The organism is Pseudomonadales bacterium (genome assembly GCA_041395945.1).
Classification (GTDB): domain Bacteria; phylum Pseudomonadota; class Gammaproteobacteria; order Pseudomonadales; family Azotimanducaceae; genus SZUA-309.
Map to the genome: position 1 here is coordinate 801,122 of JAWKZN010000001.1, position 24,350 is coordinate 825,471.

Genomic DNA, 24,350 nt, shown 5'->3' on the forward strand with positions numbered 1-24,350 from the left:
AATTAAATATGCCGAGATCGTACCAAACTGGAGGTTGGCGCACCGATCAAAACTGTGAATACGTTGACTGACGGGCCGAGGCGATCATGGGCAGCCCGGCTGCTGCGACTGGTGGATATCCCGGTTTTGTTTCGAATCACTGCTGCAGCGCAGCAACGTCGACATGACGCAGACACATATTCACAGAATGAGGCTCTACTCACAGAGTCTTGCCAAGCGTAATTAAGCGCGATTGAAAGAGGCTACACCGATGGGTAAGAGAAACTTGAGTGCAGGATTTCTGTTCATAGCTGGCTTCATGGTTTACGGATTCGTTCTGATTTATCTGCGAGACTTTGCGCCCGGAAAAGAGCAATGGATTGCGGCCTATGCGATCGGCGAACATTTCGAAGCACGACTTGCGCACGTGCACGGCAACCTCTTTGCTTTCTTGAACGTTCTCGTCGGCTATCTCTTGTTAAGACTGCCGATCCAGGCTCGTGCTGCGCGTGTTATTTCGTGGCTGGCACTGACCGGCATGCTGATGCCGCTCGGTATCCTGGCGGAACTGTGGTTCGGGTTGCCCCCTATCCTGGTCATCATCGGTGGCGCGAGTATGGTGGTGGCGGTGTCGATGTTCGGTGTCGTTATCTTGCGCAGCCCGTCCCTCGACGAACAGCCATAGGTAACAAGGAGCATTCTTAGAATGTCACTCTAGGCAGTCGTCGACGTGACAGTGAGTATTGCCGGCCGGATGGAAATGCAATGGGGTTTGTTTATCGCTGTGCACCAGGCCCTGTTTGCCGGTGCTATCTATATCGACCGGCCAATGCGCGTTCCAGGAAATCAGGGTGCGATGATGCTCTACAGCGGCTTTGCCGCCGTGAACTATCTGGTGTTGGCCAAGCAACAGGAGTTGCCCGCGGAGCGGGTGCGCTTCCGGAATCGGAAAGACTGCTCGCATCCCTTTGTTGTGGCGACAATCAAATTCTTATCCACATGACCAAGAACTTTCAGCAGGACGCCTTTCAAACGTCGGTGGGTTGCTTTGGCATATTCATGGCCTAGCCTTTGTGCTTGTGTTGCCGCCCATCGTGTTTGATCGGTCGCGCGATAAATCGACCCCAACACTACAACAAGAAAGTTTATTAGTTGCTTGGCATCTGTTTCAAAGCATTGGCATTTTTCCTCTTGCGCGGTCTGCTTCGTTGGTCGCGACGGCTGACAAGACAGAGCGTGAGGTGGTAATCGTCGACTTTCGAGCGACGGTCAATGGTTATCTGGAAGGGTGCGCGGCATTAAAGGCTCGGGCGACACAAGTACTTAGCTCGGTGCTCCGATCTGGGTAACGATACGTAGATTCCACAGTGATGATTAGCGGGGATGATAGTTAGTGTGTAATTACATGCTAACTAACCGGATTGAGAGATGAACTCAATGAAGTCGACGGTCTGGACACTGGCACTTCGGGTCGCAGGCGTCGTTGCGGCTTTGTTTGGGCTGATGACGATCCGCGAGGGCGGCGCAGTGTTGTTTGTTGACGGTATGGCGCGACTGGCCGCAGGAGACTACGTGCCCTTCGTGCTGTGGTTCAACTTCTTGGCGGGCTTTACCTATGTCGTTGCCGGTGTTGGTTTGTGGTTTCGGCGACAGTGGGCTGCCCGAGTGGCGCTCGGCATTGCCATGGCGACATTGATCGTTTTCGCGGCGTTCGGTTGGCACACCGGCAGCGGCGGTGCGTTCGAGACACGCACCGTGGTGGCAATGACCCTGCGCAGCACTACATGGCTCGTAATCACAGCGACTGGGTGGTGGGCGTTGTTGAAAGATCCGACCCAGCAGCCCATGGGGGGGTGAAATGAATCGCAGGATGATTGCTGTTTGGCCGGTGAGTTTAATGCTCGGCAGTTCTAGTTGTGTCAGCGACTCTGCGGTACGAATCGAGCCGGAAGGCCCAATCACATACGACGGACTGCATCGTGTCGAGCAACCCAGTCTTGACGAAGCCTGGGCGATGCCCGACTTGGACCTGACGCGCTATCGTAACGTACCACTCGAGCCCACCGAGGTCTCCTGCCGCGAAGTCAAGTCGAGATCGACGCTGCACTCGCGAACGAGTACCCAAGGGGATTTTCCGCTCAGTGACGTGGCGAAAGCGAAACTACAGGACATCGTCCACAAGGCGTTTGAACAACAGTTATCGCAAAGCAGCTTCTATGGACTGGCAGATCGGGCGGCGCGCGACGTGCTGCTGATTCGTGCGCCCTTGATCGATGTGGTATCGCACGTGCCGCCGCAACCGATCGGTCGCAGCGATATTTATCTCCGTTCGATTGGCGAAGCCACATTGGTGCTCGAGCTGCGCGATGCTGTGACGGATGAAATTCTTGCGCGGGCAGTTGATCGTCGAGCGGCTGATCACGCGGATCTCTTCATCGAGTTCAGTACCGTGACAGCTTGGTCGGAAGTTCGCCTCGTCGCAAAGGGGTGGGCGAGCTTGTTGCGACAGCGTCTCGATGAATATGTCCAATTGGGTACATGGAATGAAAGTAGTTGCTAAGGACGAGCAACCAATGAGGGCGATTGGGACTGCCAAACCACTCCAACCGCTGGCACGACTGGCGATATCGTTGATCGCTACGGTGCTGCTGACGAATGTCTCGCAAGCCGCGACGACGAACCTCACTGATACGTTTGCACGTGTGAATCCTGCGGTGGTCGAGATACGGACCCTGAGTTCGTCATCAGTACCGCAGGAGAATGGCACGACACCTGCGAGTGAAATGGGGTTAGGCTCCGGGGTGCTCATTGCCCATGATCAAGTTCTGACGGCCAGTCACGTCGTCGAAATCGCGGACCGTATTCAGGTTAGGCTGGTCGACGGCACGACGCGACGTGCTCGCGTGACGAGTTCGGAACGCTTTGCCGATGTATCGCTGTTAACGCTCGAAGCGCCAGTGTCGGACATTGAGCCCGTCACGTTGGGTGATTCAGACCACGCCCGGGTGGGTGATCGTGTATTCGTGATCGGTGCACCGTACGGAGTGAGCCACACCCTGACGGTTGGTTATGTCAGTGCCCTGCATCGAGCCGACGCGTCGAAGGGCTCTGGTTATGCGAATCTGATACAAACCGATGCTGCGATCAATGCGGGTAATTCCGGTGGTCCGATGTTCAATGAAGATGGCGAGTTAATCGGTATTGTCAGCCACATACGCAGCCGCTCGGGTTTTTCGGAGGGGCTCGGCTTTGCGGTCACCATCAATTCTGCACGCGAACTGGTGATCGAAAATCACTCGTTCTGGCCCGGGTTCCTTGGCGTGTTGCTGCCGCCCAATCTTGCTCGCGCGCTAAACGTGCCACAAACAACCGGCATGCTCGTTCAACAAATTGCCGAGGAATCGCCAGCTCAGGCCATGGGACTCAGGGAGAGCGATATTATCATTGAGGTAGACGGACGGCCCCTAGCGGTGGGTGGCGACATTATTCTCGCCGCTAACGGTGTCCGTCTGGTCGCTCCCGGGGCCGTACTGCAGGCGCGAGACACCATACGCGCGCTGCCCAGCGGCGAACAACTGACGATCGAGATTCTACGGCAAGGCCAGCGAAAAACGATTGAGTTCGTTCCTGTTCCGGACTCGCAGAGTCCACAGCCCAGGCGCGCGAGCCAATGAATAAAGCATGAGGAGTCAAACGATGAAAAGCATCAATGCAATTGAAAGGGACCGGCTAAGGGTTGCCTATTTTCTATTCTTGGGACTGCTTCTCAGCGGCTGCGCCACGATAAAGTCTGGGTCGCACCATGACGAGTCCGTGTCATTCGAAGGCTATCGAAGTTTCAGCTGGATTGCCGATGAGCCGTTGATTGTTGGCACAGGTCTTGATCCGTTTGTCAGTCCGTTAACCCGGAAAAAAATCGTTGATGCGATTGCCGGTGAACTGGTGCGTAAGGGATTCGTGTATACGTCCGATCGCGGCGCCGCTGACTTTGTAGTCGCCTACACCGTGGGTACCCGGGACCGGATCGAGGTAACTTCGTATCCAACCGACTATCGAGGTGCCTGGGGATGGCACCTGTACGGTCGTTACTACGATGACACCGAAGTCGTGCACCGTATGTACTCCGAAGGTACGCTGGGTGTGGATATTTTTGATGGCAGGACCAAGCAACCCGTCTGGCACGGCTGGGCAACGAAAACGATATCAGGCACGGACCGGCAAGATCCCTCAATATCCATCGACAAGGCTGTCACTCGATTGTTTGCGGCGTTTCCGCCAGCCGCGGGTGACGACTGAGCCCTACGGTGAAGAAGAGGTTCATCGTAGTCGGACCTGTCATTGCTGTCGTTGAGTTGGTGGCTCTTGTTGTCTTCTACGGCCAGCCTACTGCGAACATTGCCGTGGGTACGCCCGAGGAGTTGGAAATACGACCGATGCAGGGGTCGGTGTTGGACGTGCAGTGCGAGCGACCCCAGGATGTGATCGAAAAGCTGGAAGCACTAGACTCAGTCAAGGAGGCGGGCCTCGTCGGTAACGGACTACACGTTGTTGCACCCAAAGCAGAGACGGCGAGTCACGAGAATCGTGCGGCGCTGGTGGCGGCCGGTGTGCGCACTGATCGTATCGAGCCTATCAGGCCATCGATGGAAGACGTGTTCGTGTCCTTGGGTGAAGGGCGGGATCGAATGAGGCAGGCGGCATAGGTAAGCAAGAGAATGAATGACGATAGTCCACAACAACGCCCGGCCGAACATCCGTCGTATCGACTGGCGTTCGAGGACGTCGATTTTCTTGCGAAAGACGACCTGCGACCGTTGCGACTGCAACTTGAGTTGCTGAAACCCGAGTGGTATCTGCGTGAAGCCAGGGTTCGTTCTACCGTGGTCGTGTTTGGCAGCGCACGCCTGCTGCCAATCGATGAGGCCGAATCTCGTCTCGCGGACCTGCTGGCGAATGGCGGCGAGCACCCGGCGGATGCCAGCCGTCAACGCGCACTGGTTGAGGCGCGAAAAAAGGTCCAGTACGCACCGTACTATGACGAAGCTCGCAATTTTGCCGCACTGATATCGAAACGCTTTCAGAAGGATCAACGGCTTGATTTCGTGGTGGTGACTGGCGGCGGCCCCGGCATCATGGAGGCTGCCAATCGGGGAGCCCACGATGTTGGAGCGAGAAGTGCAGGGTTTAACATTCAACTGCCGCACGAGCAAGAACCGAACAGATACATCAGCGAAGAGTTGTGCTTTCAATTTCATTACTTCGCCTTGCGCAAGATGCATTTTCTGATGCGCGCCAAAGCTTTGGTCGTCTTTCCGGGTGGCTACGGCACCCTCGACGAACTGTTCGATGTGCTGACGCTGATGCAAACAGGCAAAATTTCGCGCATCCCTGTGGTGCTTGTAGGTGCAGCATTCTGGCGTCGCGCGGTGGATTTTGAGTTTCTGGCCGACGAGGGTGTGATCAGTCCCGCGGATACGGAGCTGTTTACGGTAGTTGAAACCGCCGAGGCAGCGGTAACGGTGTTGGAGCACTTTTACGACGGACGGTCGCCGTCGTGAAGGTTTCGCGCTTTCGCTCTGCATGCTGATCAGTATCTCACCCGTAACCAGCTGCTCGCGAGTCAACTTGCGATGGTGTTGACCTTTCTGCCGTCGTTCCTCCTCTCGGGATTCATGTAAGTTATTGCCAATATACCGACGATCATTCAATGACTGACCTACTTCAATCCGCTGCGCTATTTCCTGGTCATCATTCGCGGTATTGTTTTAAAGGGTGTCGGACCCGAGATCCATTGGCTGCAAATGATCGCACTGACGGTGCTCGGTGGGGAGACGCTTTGGCTTGCCGCCAAGCGATTTTAGAAGGCGCTGACATGAATAACGGTACAGTCCCATGGTAAGGGCGGAAAACCTATCGGGTTGGAGGTGGCTGTTACTTTTTGTCGTAGCGTTGACCAGCCCAGTGTCAGCCAACGAGATTGACGATTGCATTGTCGAGTCTGTACGGCAGGCGAGTGACACCACGACTGTCAGCGAAATCCGCATGCTTTGTCGGGATCAGCGCGCCGATAGCGATGTCGAGACGAGTGCGATCCGGCGCCGTTTCGTCTCCGAGATCGACACCATGGATCGGCCGTACACGCTCACCGCGCATCGGTCGAACTATGTGTTGCCGTACACCTACAATGCGCACCCAAACAATGCGCCGTTCGATTTTCTGGATTTCGGCGAGGAGGTGAAGCACGAGGAGGCGAAGTTTCAGGTGAGCTTCAAACTGCCGCTTGCACACAACCTGATAGTACCTGACAGCACGCTCTTTTTTGCCTACACCAATCAATCCTGGTGGCAGATCTACAACACCGACTTCTCTTCGGCATTTCGCGAAAGCGATCACGAGCCGGAACTGTTTGTGCGTCACTATGGCGGCCCAGATTTTGGACCTTACAGCATCGCTGGCTGGGACCTCGGTTTCGTGCATCAGTCCAACGGTCGTCCGACGCGCTTATCCCGCAGCTGGAATCGTGTGTTTGCCAACGTCGCCATCGATGGCGGTGATCTCGCGCTATCCATAAAGGCCTGGTATCGGCTGCCGGAAGATGCCGAGGGCGATGACAACCCGGACCTCTATCGCTATCTCGGTTACGGCGAAGTACGTGCGCTTTACACACCGAATCGAAACACCTTTGGCCTGATGTTGCGACCAGGTACCAAAAAGAGCGCGCTGGAATTCACTTGGAGCTATCCCCTGAGCAACTTTCTTCGAGTGTACGCTATCTATTTCAATGGTTATGGCGAGAGTTTGCTCGATTACGACCATCACGTCGATCGCTTCGGCATAGGCATTGCACTAAACGACTATTTACAGCAATAGAGAGATGCGTGTCCGCCGCCTCGTGGCTCGCTTTTCGACCGCTACTAATCGCTACTATAGGGAGTAACTGTGGAACTACAGTTTTTCGGTGCCGCTCGTGAAGTCACGGGTTCATGCTATCTGATCGATTCCGACGAAGTTCGCTTCCTGGTGGATTGCGGGATGTTTCAGGGTGGCCGTGAGGTCGCAGCACGAAATTTGGAGCCTTTCGGTTTCGATCCAAGATCGATCGATTTTGTATTGTTGACCCATGCGCATATTGATCACAGTGGTCTGTTACCTAAGTTGACCCGGTCCGGATTCACGGGGCCCATCTACACAACCCGAGCAACCGCTGATCTATTGAATGTCATGCTGCCGGACAGTGCCCACATCCAGGAAGAAGATGCCAAGCGGGCGGAACGCCACGGTCGTAAGAATGCGCAACCACCGATATATGACGCCATTGACGCACAGGACTGTCTGAAGCAGCTGGTGGCGGTTTCCTATGACGTGAAAATATCTCCTCATAGTGCCGTTGACTGCAGGTTTCGCGATGCCGGTCATATTCTCGGGTCGGCCATCATCGAGGTGTGGGTAAGTGAGGGAGAGCGGAAAGTCAGCTTTGTCTTTTCAGGTGACCTGGGTCAACCGGGACGTCCCATATTGCGGGACCCGACGCTGATAGAGCATGCTGACGTGCTGGTGGTGGAATCGACTTACGGGGGCCGCAACCACAAGCAGTTGAGTCCGACGCTTGATGAGTTTGTTGCAGCGATCAATGCGACAGACAGAGGTAATGTGATCATCCCGGCATTTGCTGTAGGCCGTACTCAGGAGGTTCTCTACTATTTACATCATCTGACTCGCCAGGGGCGGCTGCACAATCTGAATATTTTCGTAGACTCGCCAATGGCGACCGCGGCCACAGAGATTACCCGCGATCATCTGGCGCTGTTCGATGAGGAAGCGGCAAAGCTCGCCAGTTGGCGCACCGAGGGACATAATCTTCCGGCGCTCCACTTTGTTGGCAGTGTCGCCGAATCGAAGGCACTCAATCAGATTCGATCTGGTGCCATCGTGATTTCGGCTAGCGGTATGTGCGACGCAGGACGGATCAGGCATCACCTTCGACAGAATCTTCATCGCAGCGAATGCACAATAATCATCACCGGCTATCAGGCACAGGGAAGCCTGGGACGCCGCTTGGTGGATGGGGCGGAGCGGGTACGGTTATTCGGCAGCGAGATACAGGTGCGAGCGAAGATCGTTACTATGGGTGGATTTTCCGCGCATGCCGATGAAGCGGCATTGATGCAGTGGCTGGGTAATTTTGTAACGCCACCCACCGTTACCTATGTCGTTCATGGCGAAGAAGACGCCGCCCTGTCTGTCGCGCAGGCAATCGAAAATCGACTGGAGTGGCGTGTAGAGGTACCTGTCTATGGGCAGCGGGAGGTAGTTTGACCTGCCTGTGGCCGATTCCTGTTCGAGCGGTAGCCGGTAGTTGATACCGGTTGTGACAATGCGATCAGGGGTGGCCTGGCATGGCCAGGACGTCGAGTTCGAGTCCGTCCACTGTCTTACAGTTAACTTTATTCCGATGACCACAAATCGACGAACGAATCTGACTGGCAATAGACACGATCTGGGCACGGTGGCTTTGTAAGCTTCTGAAAAATAAGAAAACATCGAAGGTTCGAATCCCTCCCTCTCCGCCACTATAGAGTCTGGCTCTACCCGATTAATGGGGGATGGGCCGTTGTTCACTAAACCCTGTTGATGATGCCATCCCAGCCGCAGGCTCTACCCGATTAATGGGGGATGGGCCGTTGTTCACTAAACCCGGTTGATGATGCCATCCCAGCCGCAGTGGGTTAAGACCCGCAGCCGGTAGTTCTCAAAGTTTCTGAACCCGTAGGCTCTTCTCGACATCATTTCCATCTTGGTGTGGAAGCCCTCGGTGATGCCGTTGCTGCGCGTGAATCGCCACATGGCGACGATGGGTGCAAGCCATGAGGTGAGTGTTTTTGCGAGCCGGTGGAGCGGACTGACGTGGAGCTGCTCAATCAGCGTAAGGAACTCGGGCAACGTGCTTCTGGCTTTCCTGGCGTTCAGTGCTTTCAGCAGCAGGAGGCGGTTCAGCCGCTGCTTGGCATCGTACAGCGCCTTGAGCACGGGCCATTCTCCGAGATAGCTTCTGAGGTTGTCGCGCTGCTCATCGGACAGATACCACTCGTGCCGACGCATCAGACTCAGTAATCCGCGGTTGCTTCGACCCTCGGGATCCTGTTGTTGCCAGACCTTGAGAAAGTGCTGGTTTACCAGCCGGATTACATGGAAGCGATCGGCGACGATCGTGGCCTGGGGGAAGTACCGGCGGGCAATGCTGCGGTAGGTCTCGGACAGATCCATGACGATGACCTTTACCTGATCCCGGCCCGGTAAACGCCTCAGATAGCGTCTTAAGCTCGGTTCAGAGCGTCCGAGTGCCACGTCGAAGACTTTGTGGTTCTTCAGATCCACAAAGCTTGTTGCATACCCTCGTCGGCGGGTGAAGAAGTGTTCATCGATACCCAATACCCGTGGACAGGGGCGGTTCGACATCTCAGAGCACCGTTGCCGACAATGGCTCTGATACCAGCGCTCGACGGTTGCCGCACTGATGCCGTGGGTGCGCGTGATCTTGCGCTGAGTGACGCCGCCATCATGCGCTTCGAACACCTCGAGCCGAAACGCTTCCGACGCTCTGAAGCGCGGCCGAACGCCCTTGAACCGGTGGCAGAAATAGCGCCCGCACTGTGGGCAGTGGTACTTGGGCGACTTCAGGTGCAAGGTCATCACCTGGTTACCCTGACGCGTGTGCTTGAGGGTTCGTTGACGGGTCGCCTTGATCCTCACCCCCTCGTGCTCGCAATGAATGCACGAGGGGCGTCTGGTAGGCCGGGCATAGACCTTGATGCCCTGGTCCCGATCAACCTTCTCGATCTCAAGGTCAGATATGCCTAATATGACTCCTGCGTGGGACATCGGTGGTATCTCCATTAAACGATCTTCGCAAAATCAGTTTAATGAACACCGGTGTCCCCCATTAACGATGAAGAGCCGCTCGTGGCCTCGGACTCTCTGACTCTCCGCCGATTTTCTCTACCTTCCGTTTCGGCGATACGTTTCGATTTCGAACGGCCGTCCCTGCCAAATCGCAGTCTTTCGCGAGTTGGTCGCACCGCAATGAAAACCTCGCTCCGCGGATCGCGTCCCGTTTGTTCATCGCAACGGATCGTCAGATAGAGCGAAGCGGAACCAGAGTGCGGCACTGACCCGGGCGCGGCTAGTTCAGAAGTCCGGCTCTGGTCCCTTGGGGTCGACCATCTCTATGCGGCGGCGCGACACGCGATGGTCAGAGGTTGAAAACTTTGCCGCCTTGATCACATAGACGTCAATCGTCTCGGTATCGACGCAAACCGCAGGCTCGCGATCATCAAAATCATCAGATGGATACTGAGGGATGTCGAAAAGCCCTGCAAAACCCCGAAAATGATCTCTAGCGTCGTCCGGCTCCTCCTCCCGTGGCGGGGGGACCTCTTCCCAAACCATGTAGTCGGGATAGGGACCATCTTCATCTACGCCATGTGTGTGGGCACGAAGCACAGTACCCTTTGGAATTGGCAGCTCCTCCCCCCGTGCTGACTTGTGAAAGAGAACGATATTCTGACCTGCCCCAGGTTTCCCGGACACCAAGTTAAGCGCATTGGAATGCCCCGGGTTCCGCGGACACTTTCAGCCTATTCTATTTGCATAGGAGGAAGTGAATGAGTAATCAGCGATACACCCCGGAATTCAAGGACGAGGCGGTTCGGCAAATCGTCGAACGAGGCTATCCAGTAGCCGAGGTCGCCGAACGACTTGGCGTGTCCGCTCACAGCCTGCATAAATGGGTCAAAGCGATCAAACCCAGTAAAGCCGATGCCCAGATGGCAGAGCTGAACGACGCGAAGAAGGAAATCCTCAAGCTGCGCGCGCAGTTACGCCGTGCAGAGGAGGAGCGAGACATACTAAAAAAGGCCGCGCGGTACTTCGCAAGCCAGCCCGAGTGAAGTACCGCTTTATCGCCGATCATAGTGATCGCTATCCAGTGCGCACCATGTGCCAACTGTTAGCGGCGTCCAGAAGTGGCTATTACGAGTGGCTCTTCCGGCCACACTCCGATCGGGCACTCGAAGATCAGCGGCTGCACCTACGATCCGGCAACGGGCCGAACTACCGATATTGATGCCGAAAATGTTGGTTTCCAGACATTGCAGTCGCTGTCTCTTGAGTTTGATGTCCTGGGTAACCTCACTCAGAAGCGCGATCAGAGTGGGCTGGAAGGAGGCGGATTCAAGGACATCACGGAGTCCTATACCTATGATGGCCTGAACCGGCTGACGCAAGTTCAACAGGGTGGTAACACGACCTTAGCACTTGCTTACGATGCCCTCGGCAACATCACAAGTAAGTTGGCGTATACGACTGCGGGTGGCACGGACACCAATGCCAATGTCGGCAGCTACAGTTATGGCAGTCGCCCGCATGCGGTCACTGCTGCCGGAAGCGCCACCTACACCTACGATGCCAATGGCTCGATGCTCTCCGGGGACGGTCGATCCGTCCTCCACGCGGTCATGGGTAAACCCACTTCCATCGTGCGTGGCAGTGATACGGTGTCCGTCTACTACGGCCCGAATCGCAATCGCTATAAGCGCATTGACAATGTCGGTCAGTCGTCAGAGTCCGAAACACACTACATCGGCTCCGTAGAGCGGACGTTCAAGCCCGGTGGGGTGGAGGTCATCAAGCGCTATCTCGATGGGGAAGCCATCGTCACTCGCACCGACCAAAGTGGCACGGTGAGCTATGAGACCCACTATCTGTTGACGGATCATCTCGGCTCAACCTGTGCATGGCGAATTGGTAGTCAAGCTGCAACTGGTGTGTAGAAGAGTCCGCGGCAGTGTTCCTGCCAATCATAGTTGTTGATGTTGACGCACACCTCGCTTGCTTGTTGGCAGTACTTGGTTGGTGGTTGTCCTGCAAGTGCGGCATGTGTTCGGTAGTTATTGTAGTAGTCCTTGAATTCACCCAGTTTTCTTTCGAGATCCAGTGAATTCCAGAACGGTACGTGATCAAGAAATTCGCGCCGAATTGTGCCGATTACTCGCTCAATATACGGATGAGACATAGGCGCATACGGAACACTTTTGATTTCCGTTATGTCGAGAATTCTCAGATTTGCGCGCCACCGATGAAATCGGAAAAGTGGATCGTTGTCGCTGCTAAGGTAGCGGGCTGCATCGGACCCCGAAATAGCGTGGTTGAACATCCTGCAGACGGCAATGCCATCTACATCGCCAGGGTGAATGCCGAAACCAATTATGCGTCGGCTATATTGATCCATGACAATGAGAACCCAATGCGATTTGAGCAAGACGGATTCGCAACGAAAAAGATCGATACTCCACAGGCTGTCTTTGCTGTGACCAAGAAACGATAGCCATGAGGGACCTTGGGTGTTTTCTGGCCTGGGCTTGTAGTGGTTTGCAAGAACGCGTCGCACGATGTCTTTGTTGATCTCGATACCGAAGGTGTGGCTGATGATGTATGCGATACGTGGGCAACTATAGCGGGGATTACGTTGTTTTAATTCGACGATGGCAGCGATGAGTTCCCGAGATGGACCTTTAGGCCCGGGCCGTCGATGATCTTTGTTGCCGAACAAGCGGCGATATTTCCGATTGACTAGCGCACGGTGAAATTTCAGGAGAGTGGCAGGTTTGATGACGACTGCCACCGAGCGCAGCCGTCTTGGTGTAACAACCAAGGACAACAGTCCAAACAAGAGCCGATCGGTTGCCTTGAGATTTGGTGCTTTCTGTCGGGCTCGGCTCAGCACGGTGAGCTGGTGTTTGAGTATCAGATTTTCCGCGATTAGAGCTTTGATTCCGCCGGGCCGGAGAATCTTGGCGATAAGAACCAAGCAGTGAACCAGGAGCAAAAGTGTGGACTTCATAGACACCTATCGTAGATAGGAATGCGGGTGCTACAAGACTGCAATTTCGTCTGCTATTTTGCGGTGACTACTAATTCGCCACACACACGGACGAGAAATTGCGGGTAGTAAGTCTCGACTATGCCGTAGAGCAGGGTCTCTTCCGGCCGGATTGCTTATACTGATACCGGTACGTGCGCGCAGGCACTGAAAGTCCAATCTCAGCCGGGAGGTGTCTACTGGACGGGGGAAATCCAGACTCCAAACGGAACTGTTCAGTAAGCCGGGGCCAAAAAAAACGCTGCTGATCTCAAATCAACGCTGACGCGTAATCGGTCATCGCAGGCTGAGATCTGCTGTATGCGGACGCTCGGTTGCGACTTCGTGTCCATGAATTCTGCCCTGGCGAATGTCATCGAACGTCTGCTCGACAACTTCTTCACCGCCTTTGCCCGCGTGGTACATGTTAGACAGAAAATACATGGTGCGCACGGCGGCATCGGTAAACAGAAACACCGAGTCGTAGAACTCGTTGTCTTCAAACGTCGGTGGACGATCGCCGCGATAGACAAGCTCACAGTTTTCGAATCGACAGCCATGAAAATGTGTGCCCGTGAGTTCGACGCGTTCGTTTTTGAAGAGGCGACCCTGATGGTTCATAACTTCCTCCCATGAAGATATGACTGGTGGCCTTGAGCAGTTAGCGCCAGTTTGCCTGAGGTGTCAATGTAAGTGGACCCCGATCGCCTGATCGAATCCGTATTAGGGTTAATCCGTTCCCGGCCGCGCCACAGCGTTTCTGCACCATGGAACAACCAGACGTTTCATTACTTTGACGCTGATGGATGTCCGTCGCAATAGAGCTTTTCTACGCCTCGCTCTTTAGCGTGAGCAGGTATGCCACGGTGATCTGCTTTACGAACAGATATCAAGCTTCCCACTGAGCACTTCAGGTTTCAACTTTATCGACAACACTCGGGCACAGGAAGAATGTCCGCCTGAAACCTGGCGATCTGGCAGTGGGGCGATGCTGATAATCGCTCAAGGGAGCCGTGTGGTCTCCTCTGACTGGACGAACCCGGGGTCTCACCTGGCAAAGCCTCGTGAGCTTACCCGCGGAGTCGTGTTGTGCAACAACACCGCTGATGCACCGGCATTGCGGTCCGGCATGAAGGCAATGGCCATCGCCGCCATGTCTACGTGATGGAAACCCAGGTCATCGCAGGCGAAAGGCACAACCACGCATGTCCGATCGAATGGTCGGCGTTGCCGAGAAATACCGCAGACCCATGGTGCCGTTCGTCGAAGGCGCTCTCTCATGGCCCCGCGTAATCTCTATCAGGCACATGTTCATCAGATAGTCTCCGGTTCGATTCGGTCGTGCAAGAGCATGGTCATTCGTAAAAGAACGCATTGAAGGCGTGATAGCCGATCACGACCATCAGGGTGGCGGCAAGCGCAACGTGCGTGACCAGCCAGGCGGTCGTCAGCCAGTTGCGGTTGAATCGAATAACGGACGGGTGCAGGCAGCCGACCAGCACGAGGCCGAGAACGCCAAGGCTCATGACCCGGATGTAGGCGTACCCGAAATTATCCGCGTGCAGGTAGAGGCACAGCGGAACGACCGCTCCCCAGTATCGATGCGGCACCAGCAGCTGGTTGGCGCGTCGCGTCGCGCCGCGGGTGCGAGCTGCTGTCAGGCGCCACTGCACTGCGAACAACAGCACCAGCCCGGCCCCCGTCACCTGCTTGTATAACTCGATATCCTGCAGGCCAGCGAGCCAGTGCCAGTGCCACTCTCCGAAGGCCTGTGCAGCATAGCCTATGACCAGTGCGATGCCGATGATCGACCAGCGGGTGGCCGGCCGGGGCGCGGTGCCGCCCGCCTGCCCGGCGCGGCGTAATAGAGGAAACAGGACTGCAGATTTTTGCATGGCCTATCCGTCAGTGTCATCGACCGTCGTGGGTTGTGTGCCTGCCTCGAGCAATGCATCGAGGCTGGTCCGTGCCGTTCGTTGATACAGTTCTTCCATGAAGACGTCGGCTGTTGGCAGGTAGTTGCCGTCCCGCGGCCAGACCGGGCCGATCTCCGGCGGGTCTGGAAATGTTGCTGCCTTGTCGATGTATGCCTGGTACGTGCGGCGAAACGCCGACCGCAGCGCCACCAGCAGCGTGATCATTTCATTGCCAGTCAGCAGGGCATCCGGATAGGCCCAGGTCGTTGCGCCCATGACATCGTGTAGTTGCCAGTCTTTCCGGGGGCTGTCCTCATGATCGTTGTGGCAATCCACACAGGCCTCCGTAACGGCTTCATCCGGAAACATGGCTGTGTGCAGACCGGTATCCGGCATTTGGAAAAATTGCGGTGTGCCGGTCGCACGCATCCGCAGAAAGGCCTCTTGCTGGAGTCCCTTGAAGCCGTTTTCCGGATTTATCGGCGCATCTGAGCCGAGAAACAGGCTGAGCCGCACCGGGTCTCGTTCCAGGTTCCGTGCGGTTTCGCGCAGAAACAGCGCTGGGAGCGGACCAGCGTCTTCGTCCGGTTCGCGCCAGTCCTCACTGAACCGGAGTCCGGTCCGCTGGCCCGCGCCGACGATCTCCGCGGTCCACAACGCGCGTACGGCATCGTTTTCCGACTCCGCCAGTGCGAGGACGGACTCGACGGCAATGGTTGCATCGGGTGTGGGCTGCTCCGAAAGTGGTGGTGGCGCGCTGACAAACAGAAATACGATCAGCGCGGTCAGCACCAGGGATGTGAGCAGGAACAACCGACTGTTCACGGTCGCGGTTCCTTGCGCGGTTCGTGGCGCTTGTCCGTTCCGTAGGGTGATGTACCGCCGTCGAGGTAGGCCTGGATGCGTTCTGGAGCGATCGCGTCATTGAGCCTTCGCGCAGTCTCCATCAAATGGTTGCCGTGGAAATCGTGGCAGCCCAGGCAGCTGGTCCATTGTTCATCTGCGATCAAAGTCTCGTGCGGAATATCGACGGGATCCTGCTTCAGCCGGGTGTCTTCGTGACAGTGCCGGCAATAGTCGAGGCCCGGAACTGTGGCGCGTACACCCCGATGCTCGAGGTGGCACGAGATGCAGGACTCGGGGTGTATGGCGCTGCGGGCGTCCTGGAAACGGGGCTCGTAAAAGCGAAACACCGGGTGTCGATCCGTTGGACGATCATGACAGGCCAGGCACTGGGGGTTACCTGCCGGTTGCAGCCCGAAATCGGCCTGGCTGGCGCGCAGGCCGAGCAGATGGCGCGCATTGGCTTGTATCTGCTGGCGCAGGCTGCCGCGTGCGGGCTGGTGGCAGTGCTCGCAGCGCAGATCCTTGTGACCTGTATTCATCGGACCCCGAGCATGCAGCATCTCTCGGTCTGGCAGCAAGAGCACGGCCAGAGTCGCACTGCCGATGCAGACACCGAGGATCAGGGCCAGATTCTGGCGCAGGCGCTTGGGTACTGGCATCGTTGAATCTTTTACCGGTGCCGGAATTCGGCACCGATTATCACCCTTAACCCCTTCGACGCAGAAATATTGACAGGAGTATATGAGGATAGAAGACGTAGACGCTCCTCTTTACCATACATACCGATATCGCCCAGAGCCATTGTCTCGCTGGCATCAGAACGAGCCGCAAGTCCGCATAGCTGTGACACCTGTGCTTTCCAGTTTCTGCTCGATTTTGCCAGTCGCCCAGATGGCGTCACCTCATCGGCACTACAGATCGGGCACTTTGATGCACCCATGGTACCTCGCAGACCTGCAGCGTGAGCGCGGCAACGTACCGCGAACGCTGTCCGACAGTACGCGGTAAACGTGTGTCACCACATGTGTTTAGGCACACGTGTGCTCTCAACGTTCTGCAAGCAACCGGCGACGTTCGCAAGGTGGCATCGTGGAACGTCCACGGGACCGGTATTTGATCAAATCGCCAGGGTGCTGGTTACGGCCCAGCGATAGAAACAATGGGTTAATTGCCAGTTGAACCCTCGATTAGGTAGAGACCCACTCGAGCTGCTTTCATAGAACTCGATAAGTTGATCTTCATCACGCGCACATGCGCTTCTTTGACGTCGTTCGAGATAGGCGGAATTTTGTCATGAATTGGATTGCCTCCATTTCAGAGTAGCTTTGTTACTTTCACTGATACGGGTAGGTTCGCGCAGGAACTGGAACTGCAGCGGTGACTCCGATGCGCGTGCAGCGTGGGAAAAAGAGTTCGGTTTATCCGTTAAATTGGCGAGGACTCTTTCGAAGCCGGTAGCGGAACGGGTGCGCAACACTAATCGAAAGGCTGGAGGCGGAATTCAGTTGATCGCTGGGAACCGGGTGTAAATGCGCCTAATGAGCTTCTCACCCAATAGGGTGAGCAAGGTGATCTACAAGGGCTTGAACAGAGCTGATCATGCCTGCGACACCAGCAGTATGACCACGTGGCTAGCGCTGATTTGAGGCGTCAAAGCGGATGGTCATAACAAGCTGATGGTGTGAGATCCTGCGAAAGCGCTCTGCGGGTAGAAGCTGAGCAGATCAGGACCGCTATGCAAAGTGGCATTGTGGTGTTGATCATCCGACAACTGACCCGGACGAATCCGTCCCTTTGATTCAACCCTAGATTCCTGTGAATCTGGCCACACGGCTGATCACTGCCGCGCCAGGTGTAACGACCGTCTTCACACTGGGATGTCGCGCACAAAGCAATGCGACAAGCAGTGCGATCAGAAGGTCGCGAGAAAGTGCCTCATAGTCACGCATTGCCCGAAGCCGGGCCGCAGCCTTTTCTCGCTCGCGTTCCGCCAGTGACTCACCCAGCGTCATTCCCGGCGTAGTGAGATAGTGTGGGTCCTTCACTCCGCGCGAGGCCGGGCTTTCCTCGAATGCCCACATATCACCACTAATATCGGGTGCCGGGACGTATACCAGATAGAGTAGTCGCTGACACAATTCGACCCCGGTGGGCGTCAGCACAAGCACTACCAGGCGATCTCCGTAGGTATCGAGCCAGGCACGAAGTGCCTGATATTCTCTGGAAGGTTGTTTGATGCCTTCCCTCGCCATCCAGGCGCGGAGGCTGGTTAGCGCCGAGTCCAGCACGCTGGCGTGTTCTGAAGACGCCGGGGAGTGTGCCTGCACATCGAGAACACCCTCCAGGAGCCAGGTAAAGTGTTCCAGCAGGACGCCCTCCAGGAGCGGCTGACTCGACCGCGGCACCGGAGAACGCAAGGTCGGGCGAGGCATCTGCAGTGGCGGGTCATCGGTTAATCTGGCCATGTTGAATCTCTCCCGACTGGTTCAGTCTCACGAGGCGCATCAATGTAACGCACTAACGTGTCATGGGCCGGACCTTCAGGTTTACCAAACCCGAGCACCTCCGCGCGATATCTGCTTTGGCCCGGGATGGGTGACCACCTGAGTCAGGCAACATGATGGCGCCTGGGGGAGGGTGCCAGCAAGTGTCTACTTGAGATGCTGCCCGCACTGCCAAGGAGTTTGTTCAATCCCATTCGGTATCTAGGAGGCCCCCTTCGCGGCAACAGAGCAGCTCACAGGTCCATGTGGATTTCAGTCTACGGACTCCACACACAACCCCCCGTAGGCATAGGTCAGAATTCCCGCACGTGCTAAGTGTCTCCTATTTATTGGATGAGCTGTCCGGACTAGAACCTCGTGTTCAGCGTCAGGCCATAGGTCCTCGGCTCCATCACGAATTCATTGGTAAAGAAGCCACTCACGCCATCCGTTATGTAGTGTCCGGTGATGTTGTCATCGTTCTGGATATTCTTGACCCACATCCGTGCTGACCATCTGTCTGATGCGCTGTTCAGGGTAACGGATGCATTCGACACATCCCAGGATGGGACCGTGTCAGCCTTGGTGTTAAAGTCTCGGGCATAGTACTTGTCCTGATAATAGTAGTCTGCATGCAGGACCAGATTCATGCCATTGCTTAGTGGTTGTGTGTAATCTACGAAGAAGTTCACGCTGTAGCTGGGCGCATTGGCCAGATCGTTCCCATCCAGAGACACGGTGGTGTCGCCGCGACTGAATGTCGACTGATCGTAGATATTGCCGAAGATGTTCAACACGGGAGCACCCTGAGTCGGATTTGCCGGGTCGACCGTCGTAAAATCCTCGATCTTGGTGTCCAGCAGTGCGATGTTCAAACTGAATAGCCAGTTCGCAGTTGGTGCGAACATCAGTTCGGCTTCCAGCCCCATCATCTTGGAATCCGTGTTCACCTGAATCGCGGACTGATTCACAATCTGCGTTACCTGCATGTCGTTGTAGGAATTGTAAAAAGCCGTGATATTGGCCTGTAGACGGTTATCCATAAGGCGATTCTTCATGCCTATTTCGAAAGTATCCACATTCTCCGGCTCAAAATATTCAGAGTAGAGCCCGGGTACGGTCGAAGGTGAATTGAATCCGCCGCTTTTAAATCCACGAGCGAAAGTGGCATAGAGAAGAGTACGATCGGTGAAACTGAGATCGGCTTCATAGTCGATGCCGATCTTTCCCGTTACTTCCTGCCAGTCCTTACGCTGATCCCGGATCGCGCCCGAGGACAGATCCACATAGTAGAGTTGGGATACGTTGTGCTGATCTTCGTCGGTGTAGCGCAGACCTAAAGTCACTTTTGTCCTGTCGTTAATGTCGTAATAGAACTCGGAGAAGGCAGCCCAGGTCTCGAGAGAAAACTTGGTATGGCTGTCATACATTGAACGCTCCGGCGGCAGGGGCGCTGCGGCACTGCTTCCGCCGGTGATGCTGTTCAGGATTGCGTGCAGAATGGACTGGTGCCCGCCCTGCAGCGCGTAGGCTGTCAGATCCGATGCATAGACGTTGTAGTGTCCATCGGAATCGTAGTCGAGATAGTAGACTCCAGCGGTGAAGTTGAATCTTCCATCCAGCTCCGATACCAGGGTGAACTGCTGACTCCATTGATCGCGCTTCCCTCCGGAGCGGTCTACTCCTTCGGAGAAGGTGGCAACTCTGCTTTTACCATCGACCATATAGGTGATCGGATTGGTGTAATTTACAGAAGGAACTGACCAGTCATAATCGGTCAGACCCCAGTACTCGTAGTCGGCATAGCCTGTAAGTGAATTCAGCGTGTAGTTCGAGAACTGATGACTGATGTCCAGTGAGACCACGGTCTCTTCGATATTGAATTCGGGATCAAAGTCCGCCATGACTTTACGCATATCCGGGGGATTAACGGAATTCTCGAACCTGTCGAGTGCGGGAATACCCGCATTGAACCCGAGCGCATCGTAAGCATTGAAAGCTGCCTGGCTTGCGGCGGCGGCAGCCACGGGGTCTCCCAGTGCCTGGGTCAGGATTCCGGTGACAGCGTTTCGATAGCTGGATCGCAGGCCGCCATACACATAGGAAAGCCGCCCGGCTGATTCGTTACCCGGCATGGAACCCGGTGCAGGACCATAAGAAGGTAGCGCGGGGCCGCCGGCCACGGCGGCATAGGCTGCGTTTGCATTGACTATGTCGATCAATGCTGTCTGGATTGTTGCCTGATCGTTGGCGGTTTCGTAGCCTTTGGAGTCCGCAAGGCAGCCCAGCCCGTAAGCCCCTCGCGTGTCTTTGCTGCAGAGTTGCTTGGAGACCCGGGCTCTCCGATCATCCTCCTTGAAATAGGAGACCATCAGAGATGCATTGGTGTTGTCGGTGAATTGAAAATCCGTGGTCAAGCGCAGCTGGTAAAGATCGCGGTCGTCGATGTCGTTGCCCGTGTAGAGATTGTCGGTATATCCATCTCTGTTGAGACTGTAAAATGCCAGTCGTGTCGCGACCTTGTCACCCAGCGGCACATTAATCGCTCCGGTGAATTTCAGGGAGTCGTAATTTCCAAGTTCCACTGAGAAATCGCCGCCGAATTCGCTGTCCGGTTTGTTCGTGATCAGATTGAAGATGCCGCCCGTCGTATTCCGGCCATAGAGTGTGCCTTGTGGTCCCCTCATCACTTCGATCCGCTCGACATCGAAGAACTCAGCTTCGAAGATGGCCGTGGCGACGAGGTAATGGCCGTTGACATTGACACCTGTGCCGTCGTCGACAGCGCGAATCGCGATATTACTGCTGCTGAAATTCGTCTTGGTGAACAGCATGTTCGGCACGCTGAACTGAAGGTCCGAGGTGGTATCAATCTGTCGCATTTCGAGATCTTCACCTCCAAAGGCGCTGATAGCGATGGCCGTGTCCTGCAGGGTCGAACTCCGACGCTCCGCAGTGACAACGATTTCCTCTATGCCGGCGCTGCTCTCGGCAGCCTGTATGGAGGAAGGAGCGACCAGGAGGTATGCGATACCGAGCAGACAGACGAGCCCGGCACCAGCCGAGCTTGTGGTGTTCACGATCATGACTATCCCCTTGTTCCGATATGGAATTCCCCTACGAGTGAATCAACTGTTGACAATAAGTTGAGTTCCTCATTGTTTTTTTTTGCAGTTCTCCGAAGAAAAATCCTGCAAGCCCGAAACGCTTCCCCGACAGCATCTGCGGCGCCTCAGGGAATGTGACTAAATCCACTTACGGATTGTTGATCGAAATCAAAACGAGGGCGGGTTTGTTCGTGCTCTTTCCAGAGAAGAGGATGGTTTGAAGCCGCCTTGGTGTAGAAACGCTCGAACGGACGCAGTTGCCTTCTCTGGCGATTGCGGCGGATGGCATGCTCCTGGTCGTTGACTAATCCTGACTCAAGACCCACTTCAAAAGGTAGCGTAGTGCCGCGCTGAGAGGCTCATATGCCTCGGAGGTTCCCGGATTCTGCCGGGGCGCAGTCACCGAGTGCGGAGCGGCCTGACCCCGACCGCGAAATCCACCACGGCCAGCTGATCGTCGGCAAGGGAATCGGAGTCACGCTTGCGTGCCAGCCAGCGGTCCCAGACGGCACGGCGGCCGGCGACCAGCAGCGCCGCGACCAGGGTCGAATGGAGATCGTCCGGCTCGACGCCAGCATCCCGAGCAAGGGATATCGCCAGCACTTCCTGGAGGCGTCGTTCGATGCCAGTCAGGCTGGCGACGAGTATGGGGTCCTTGTCGACCCACTGGTCGTAGGCGCGGAGGTTTGCCACGTACGCGGCCGTCGTCGCCTGGGACGGATTGGTGACTTCTCCGGCTTCCAGCTGCAGGTAGAAACGCCACGCCGAAAGGGTGTCTACCGAGCGGTCCTCGGCAAGAAGGAAGCGCTCCATCTCTTCGAGGGGTTCGGCCAGGGGGGCCAGGGCCAGCTGAGCCTTGGAGTCGAAGTAGCGCAGCAGTGTCTGGGTGGTGATGTCCACTTCTGCGGAAATGTCATCCAGGGTGGTCCCGGTGTAGCCGCGTTCTGCGAAGAGTCGCTGTGACACTTCGATCAGAGCGGCCCGGGTCTTCAGCTTTTTTCGCTCTCTTAATGAGAGGCCCGCCTGTGCTTCAGTCAGATTCACTATTGGACTGTACACGACTGTGATTTGTGAATCACCACTGATATATTAGTGACTAACATTTTTCCGGAGACAGCCATGAGTCCGACCGAGACAGCCAAGCCCATTGATCGCGATGCCCTCCGCCGGAAGTACCAGATCGAACGGGACAAGCGGTTCCGTGTCGACGGCGCGCAGCAGTATCTCGAACCGAGCGGTCGCTACGCCGGTCTGGCCGATGACCCCTGGGTCGGAAACGTCGACCGCAAACCCGTAACCGATGAGGTTACAGTGGCCCTGATCGGGGGCGGATTCTCAGGTCTGTGCACGGGTGCCCAGCTGCACATGGCCGGTATCACCGACGTCCGCATTATCGACAGTGCCGGCGACGTCGGCGGCGTCTGGTACTGGAACCGCTACCCGGGAGCGATGTGCGATACAGCAGCGATGGTCTACCTGCCGCTGCTCGAGGAAACCGGCTACATGCCCAGCATGAAATATGTGTACGGCAAGGAGATCTTCGAACACGCACAACGTATCGCCAGGAAATTCAACCTGACAGATAACGCGCTGTTCTCGACCCAGGTCACCCGGCTCGAATGGGACGAGGCGTCTTCACGCTGGGTCATCGAGACCAACCGCGGCGACTGCTTCCGGGCCCGATTCGTTGCCATGGGTACCGGGCCGATGACCCGCCTGAAGCTGCCGGGTATCCCGGGGATCGAAAGCTTCCAGGGCCACACGTTCCACACCGCCCGCTGGGACTACGACTACACCGGCGGCGACTGGGGTGGTGCACCGATGGAGAAACTTGCAGACAAACGGGTCGGCATCATCGGGACCGGCGCTACTGCGGTGCAGTGCATCCCGGCGCTGGCTCGTGACGCTGGCGAACTCTTCGTGTTTCAGCGCACGCCCTCATCGATAGACGTGCGCAATAACCATCCGATCGATCCCGACGAATTCGCTCGCCTCGGGCCGAACTGGCAGCAGAAGTGGCTGATGAACTTCGCCACCCTGCAGATGGGTGGGTTCGCTGATGAGGATCTCGTCAAGGACGGCTGGACCGACATCGCCCAGCGCATCCGCGATCGAGCCATGGCCGAGATCAGCAAGTCCGGAGGTACCTTTGATCACAAGATGATGGCCGAGGCTTACGGCGACAGCGACGACGAGAAGATGAACGAGATTCGAGCCCGGGTCGACGAGATCGTCAAGGATCCGGCGACCGCTGAGGCACTCAAGCCCTGGTACCGGCAACTGTGCAAACGACCGTGCTTCCACGATGAATACCTGCAGTCCTACAACGTGGCAACCAACCACCTTATCGATACCGATGGTAAAGGTGTTGAGCGCATCGACGAGACCGGTGTCTGGGCCAACGGGACCCACTACGAACTGGACTGCATCATCTTCGCCTCGGGCTTCGAAGTGCACCTGTCGCATACTGCCGACTACGAGACCATCGGGCGCAACGGCCTGACCCTGTCCGAGCACTGGGCCGAGGGCATGCGCAGCATGCACGGGGTACACGTCCACGGCTTCCCGTCGCTGTTCATCGAAGGACTGAGCCAGGGCGCCAGACTCGTCTCCAACATCACCCACAACCTCAACGACGCCGGTAAGAGTATTGCCGCGGTGGTTGCCAGGGCGCTCGCAGACGATGCAGCCGCGGTGGAAGTGACCGGGCAGGCGGAGGAGGCGTGGATGAAGCTGATCGACAGCGGGCCGGAGATGCTGCTCAGCAGCCCCGACTGCACCCCGGGCTATTACAACAACGAAGGCCAGCCTCCCACACCGGCCGATCGCCGTAATGCCGGCGGCTACCCGGCCGGACCCGTCGCCTATTTCGAGTACATCGACAAGTGGCGCAACTCGGGTGCGTTCGAGGGGCTCGAATTTCGAGGCGTCTGACGAAGCAATCCAGCGAGAGGTTTATCTGGTCTCTCCTCGCTGTGTTTACCTTAGAACACAACGAAATCCTGATGCTTGCAGCTCGGGACGAACACTCCATGAATGCAGAATCTAGTCGAATGGGGTCCGACGCTCGATTGATTATGTGCCGAAAGAAAGCTGAAGCCTG

Annotated in this window: 22 protein-coding genes and 1 pseudogene; 14 read left to right on the forward strand and 9 right to left on the reverse strand. The window is 56.2% G+C overall.

What is annotated here, in order from left to right; genetic code table 11:
- Positions 1–250: 250 nt before the first annotated feature.
- From R3E82_03785 to R3E82_03830, 10 genes are all read left to right on the forward strand, one after another.
- Positions 251–664 (forward strand): hypothetical protein, encoded by a 414-nt coding sequence (locus tag R3E82_03785; GenBank protein ID MEZ5549988.1) that lies wholly within the window; start codon positions 251–253, stop codon positions 662–664.
- Between the two features lie 45 nt (positions 665–709).
- Complete coding sequence (locus tag R3E82_03790; GenBank protein MEZ5549989.1) at positions 710–982, forward strand: hypothetical protein; 273 nt, start codon at positions 710–712, stop codon at positions 980–982.
- A gap of 434 nt (positions 983–1,416) precedes the next feature.
- Complete coding sequence (locus R3E82_03795) at positions 1,417–1,836, forward strand: hypothetical protein (protein MEZ5549990.1); 420 nt, start codon at positions 1,417–1,419, stop codon at positions 1,834–1,836.
- A gap of 1 nt (position 1,837) precedes the next feature.
- Entirely contained in the window at positions 1,838–2,539 is a 702-nt protein-coding gene (locus R3E82_03800; GenBank protein ID MEZ5549991.1) for a DUF3313 family protein, read from the forward strand.
- Entirely contained in the window at positions 2,523–3,653 is a 1,131-nt protein-coding gene (locus tag R3E82_03805; GenBank protein MEZ5549992.1) for a trypsin-like peptidase domain-containing protein, read from the forward strand. Before R3E82_03800 ends, R3E82_03805 begins: the two co-directional genes overlap by 17 nt.
- A 22-nt stretch (positions 3,654–3,675) precedes the next feature.
- Positions 3,676–4,275, forward strand: a complete 600-nt coding sequence (locus R3E82_03810) for a DUF4136 domain-containing protein (GenBank protein ID MEZ5549993.1) — start codon at positions 3,676–3,678, stop codon at positions 4,273–4,275.
- Between the two features lie 8 nt (positions 4,276–4,283).
- On the forward strand, positions 4,284–4,682 hold the full coding sequence (locus R3E82_03815) for a hypothetical protein (protein ID MEZ5549994.1): 399 nt from the start codon (positions 4,284–4,286) through the stop codon (positions 4,680–4,682).
- Between the two features lie 12 nt (positions 4,683–4,694).
- Positions 4,695–5,537 (forward strand): TIGR00730 family Rossman fold protein, encoded by an 843-nt coding sequence (locus R3E82_03820; GenBank protein ID MEZ5549995.1) that lies wholly within the window; start codon positions 4,695–4,697, stop codon positions 5,535–5,537.
- Positions 5,538–5,940: 403 nt separating this feature from the next.
- Positions 5,941–6,849: a phospholipase A gene (locus R3E82_03825; protein MEZ5549996.1), complete on the forward strand. Its 909-nt coding sequence runs from the start codon at positions 5,941–5,943 to the stop codon at positions 6,847–6,849.
- A 69-nt stretch (positions 6,850–6,918) separates the two neighbouring features.
- On the forward strand, positions 6,919–8,295 hold the full coding sequence (locus R3E82_03830; GenBank protein MEZ5549997.1) for an MBL fold metallo-hydrolase: 1,377 nt from the start codon (positions 6,919–6,921) through the stop codon (positions 8,293–8,295).
- A 372-nt stretch (positions 8,296–8,667) separates the two neighbouring features.
- Here the strand turns inward: R3E82_03830 and R3E82_03835 are convergent, their stop codons facing one another.
- Together R3E82_03835 and R3E82_03840 are read right to left on the reverse strand one after the other, a co-directional pair.
- Positions 8,668–9,858 (reverse strand): ISL3 family transposase, encoded by a 1,191-nt coding sequence (locus R3E82_03835; GenBank protein MEZ5549998.1) that lies wholly within the window; start codon positions 9,856–9,858, stop codon positions 8,668–8,670.
- Between the two features lie 306 nt (positions 9,859–10,164).
- Positions 10,165–10,479, reverse strand: coding sequence for a hypothetical protein (locus R3E82_03840; protein ID MEZ5549999.1), 315 nt, complete (start codon positions 10,477–10,479; stop codon positions 10,165–10,167).
- A 161-nt stretch (positions 10,480–10,640) separates the two neighbouring features.
- On the opposite strand from R3E82_03840, the pseudogene R3E82_03845 reads away from it, so the two are divergent.
- Positions 10,641–11,062, forward strand: a pseudogene (locus R3E82_03845) (transposase).
- Entirely contained in the window at positions 11,001–11,807 is an 807-nt protein-coding gene (locus R3E82_03850) for a hypothetical protein (GenBank protein ID MEZ5550000.1), read from the forward strand. Before R3E82_03845 ends, R3E82_03850 begins: the two are co-directional and overlap by 62 nt.
- Here the strand turns inward: R3E82_03850 and R3E82_03855 are convergent.
- From R3E82_03855 to R3E82_03870, 4 genes are all read right to left on the reverse strand, one after another.
- Entirely contained in the window at positions 11,786–12,877 is a 1,092-nt protein-coding gene (locus tag R3E82_03855) for an integrase core domain-containing protein (GenBank protein MEZ5550001.1), read from the reverse strand. The genes R3E82_03850 and R3E82_03855 overlap by 22 nt on opposite strands.
- Before the next feature lie 315 nt (positions 12,878–13,192).
- Positions 13,193–13,516, reverse strand: a complete 324-nt coding sequence (locus tag R3E82_03860; GenBank protein MEZ5550002.1) for a hypothetical protein — start codon at positions 13,514–13,516, stop codon at positions 13,193–13,195.
- Positions 13,517–14,250: 734 nt separating this feature from the next.
- Positions 14,251–14,790 carry a hypothetical protein gene (locus R3E82_03865; protein MEZ5550003.1) on the reverse strand — a complete coding sequence of 180 codons (540 nt, stop codon included), beginning with the start codon at positions 14,788–14,790 and terminating at the stop codon, positions 14,251–14,253.
- A 3-nt stretch (positions 14,791–14,793) separates the two neighbouring features.
- A complete protein-coding gene (locus R3E82_03870) occupies positions 14,794–15,636 on the reverse strand; it encodes a DUF3365 domain-containing protein (GenBank protein ID MEZ5550004.1) in 843 nt (280 codons plus the stop codon).
- A 125-nt stretch (positions 15,637–15,761) separates the two neighbouring features.
- Between R3E82_03870 and R3E82_03875 the strand changes: the two genes are divergently transcribed.
- Positions 15,762–16,322 carry a hypothetical protein gene (locus R3E82_03875; protein MEZ5550005.1) on the forward strand — a complete coding sequence of 187 codons (561 nt, stop codon included), beginning with the start codon at positions 15,762–15,764 and terminating at the stop codon, positions 16,320–16,322.
- Positions 16,323–17,462: 1,140 nt separating this feature from the next.
- Here the strand turns inward: R3E82_03875 and R3E82_03880 are convergent.
- From R3E82_03880 to R3E82_03890, 3 genes are all read right to left on the reverse strand, one after another.
- Positions 17,463–18,122 carry a hypothetical protein gene (locus R3E82_03880; GenBank protein MEZ5550006.1) on the reverse strand — a complete coding sequence of 220 codons (660 nt, stop codon included), beginning with the start codon at positions 18,120–18,122 and terminating at the stop codon, positions 17,463–17,465.
- 386 nt (positions 18,123–18,508) lie between these two features.
- The gene (locus R3E82_03885) at positions 18,509–21,226 is read right to left on the reverse strand and encodes a TonB-dependent receptor (GenBank protein MEZ5550007.1); all 2,718 of its coding nucleotides are present in this window, start codon (positions 21,224–21,226) and stop codon (positions 18,509–18,511) included.
- 420 nt (positions 21,227–21,646) lie between these two features.
- On the reverse strand, positions 21,647–22,291 hold the full coding sequence (locus R3E82_03890; GenBank protein MEZ5550008.1) for a helix-turn-helix domain-containing protein: 645 nt from the start codon (positions 22,289–22,291) through the stop codon (positions 21,647–21,649).
- 75 nt (positions 22,292–22,366) lie between these two features.
- Between R3E82_03890 and R3E82_03895 the strand changes: the two genes are divergently transcribed.
- Complete coding sequence (locus R3E82_03895; protein ID MEZ5550009.1) at positions 22,367–24,181, forward strand: NAD(P)/FAD-dependent oxidoreductase; 1,815 nt, start codon at positions 22,367–22,369, stop codon at positions 24,179–24,181.
- Positions 24,182–24,350 lie beyond the last annotated feature (169 nt).

Excerpts from the sequence above, each read along its gene's own strand:
- R3E82_03785 (MEZ5549988.1), top strand. The coding sequence starts at position 251 with ATGGGTAAGAGAAACTTGAGTGCAGGATTTCTGTTCATAGCTGGCTTC.
- R3E82_03795 (MEZ5549990.1), top strand. The coding sequence starts at position 1,417 with ATGAAGTCGACGGTCTGGACACTGGCACTTCGGGTCGCAGGCGTCGTT.
- R3E82_03800 (MEZ5549991.1), top strand. The coding sequence starts at position 1,838 with ATGAATCGCAGGATGATTGCTGTTTGGCCGGTGAGTTTAATGCTCGGC.
- R3E82_03805 (MEZ5549992.1), top strand. The coding sequence starts at position 2,523 with ATGAAAGTAGTTGCTAAGGACGAGCAACCAATGAGGGCGATTGGGACT.
- R3E82_03810 (MEZ5549993.1), top strand. The coding sequence starts at position 3,676 with ATGAAAAGCATCAATGCAATTGAAAGGGACCGGCTAAGGGTTGCCTAT.
- R3E82_03820 (MEZ5549995.1), top strand. The coding sequence starts at position 4,695 with ATGAATGACGATAGTCCACAACAACGCCCGGCCGAACATCCGTCGTAT.
- R3E82_03835 (MEZ5549998.1), bottom strand. The coding sequence starts at position 9,858 with ATGTCCCACGCAGGAGTCATATTAGGCATATCTGACCTTGAGATCGAG.
- R3E82_03855 (MEZ5550001.1), bottom strand. The coding sequence starts at position 12,877 with ATGAAGTCCACACTTTTGCTCCTGGTTCACTGCTTGGTTCTTATCGCC.
- R3E82_03860 (MEZ5550002.1), bottom strand. The coding sequence starts at position 13,516 with ATGAACCATCAGGGTCGCCTCTTCAAAAACGAACGCGTCGAACTCACG.
- R3E82_03865 (MEZ5550003.1), bottom strand. The coding sequence starts at position 14,790 with ATGCAAAAATCTGCAGTCCTGTTTCCTCTATTACGCCGCGCCGGGCAG.
- R3E82_03875 (MEZ5550005.1), top strand. The coding sequence starts at position 15,762 with ATGGTTGCCGTGGAAATCGTGGCAGCCCAGGCAGCTGGTCCATTGTTC.
- R3E82_03880 (MEZ5550006.1), bottom strand. The coding sequence starts at position 18,122 with ATGGCCAGATTAACCGATGACCCGCCACTGCAGATGCCTCGCCCGACC.
- R3E82_03885 (MEZ5550007.1), bottom strand. The coding sequence starts at position 21,226 with ATGATCGTGAACACCACAAGCTCGGCTGGTGCCGGGCTCGTCTGTCTG.
- R3E82_03895 (MEZ5550009.1), top strand. The coding sequence starts at position 22,367 with ATGAGTCCGACCGAGACAGCCAAGCCCATTGATCGCGATGCCCTCCGC.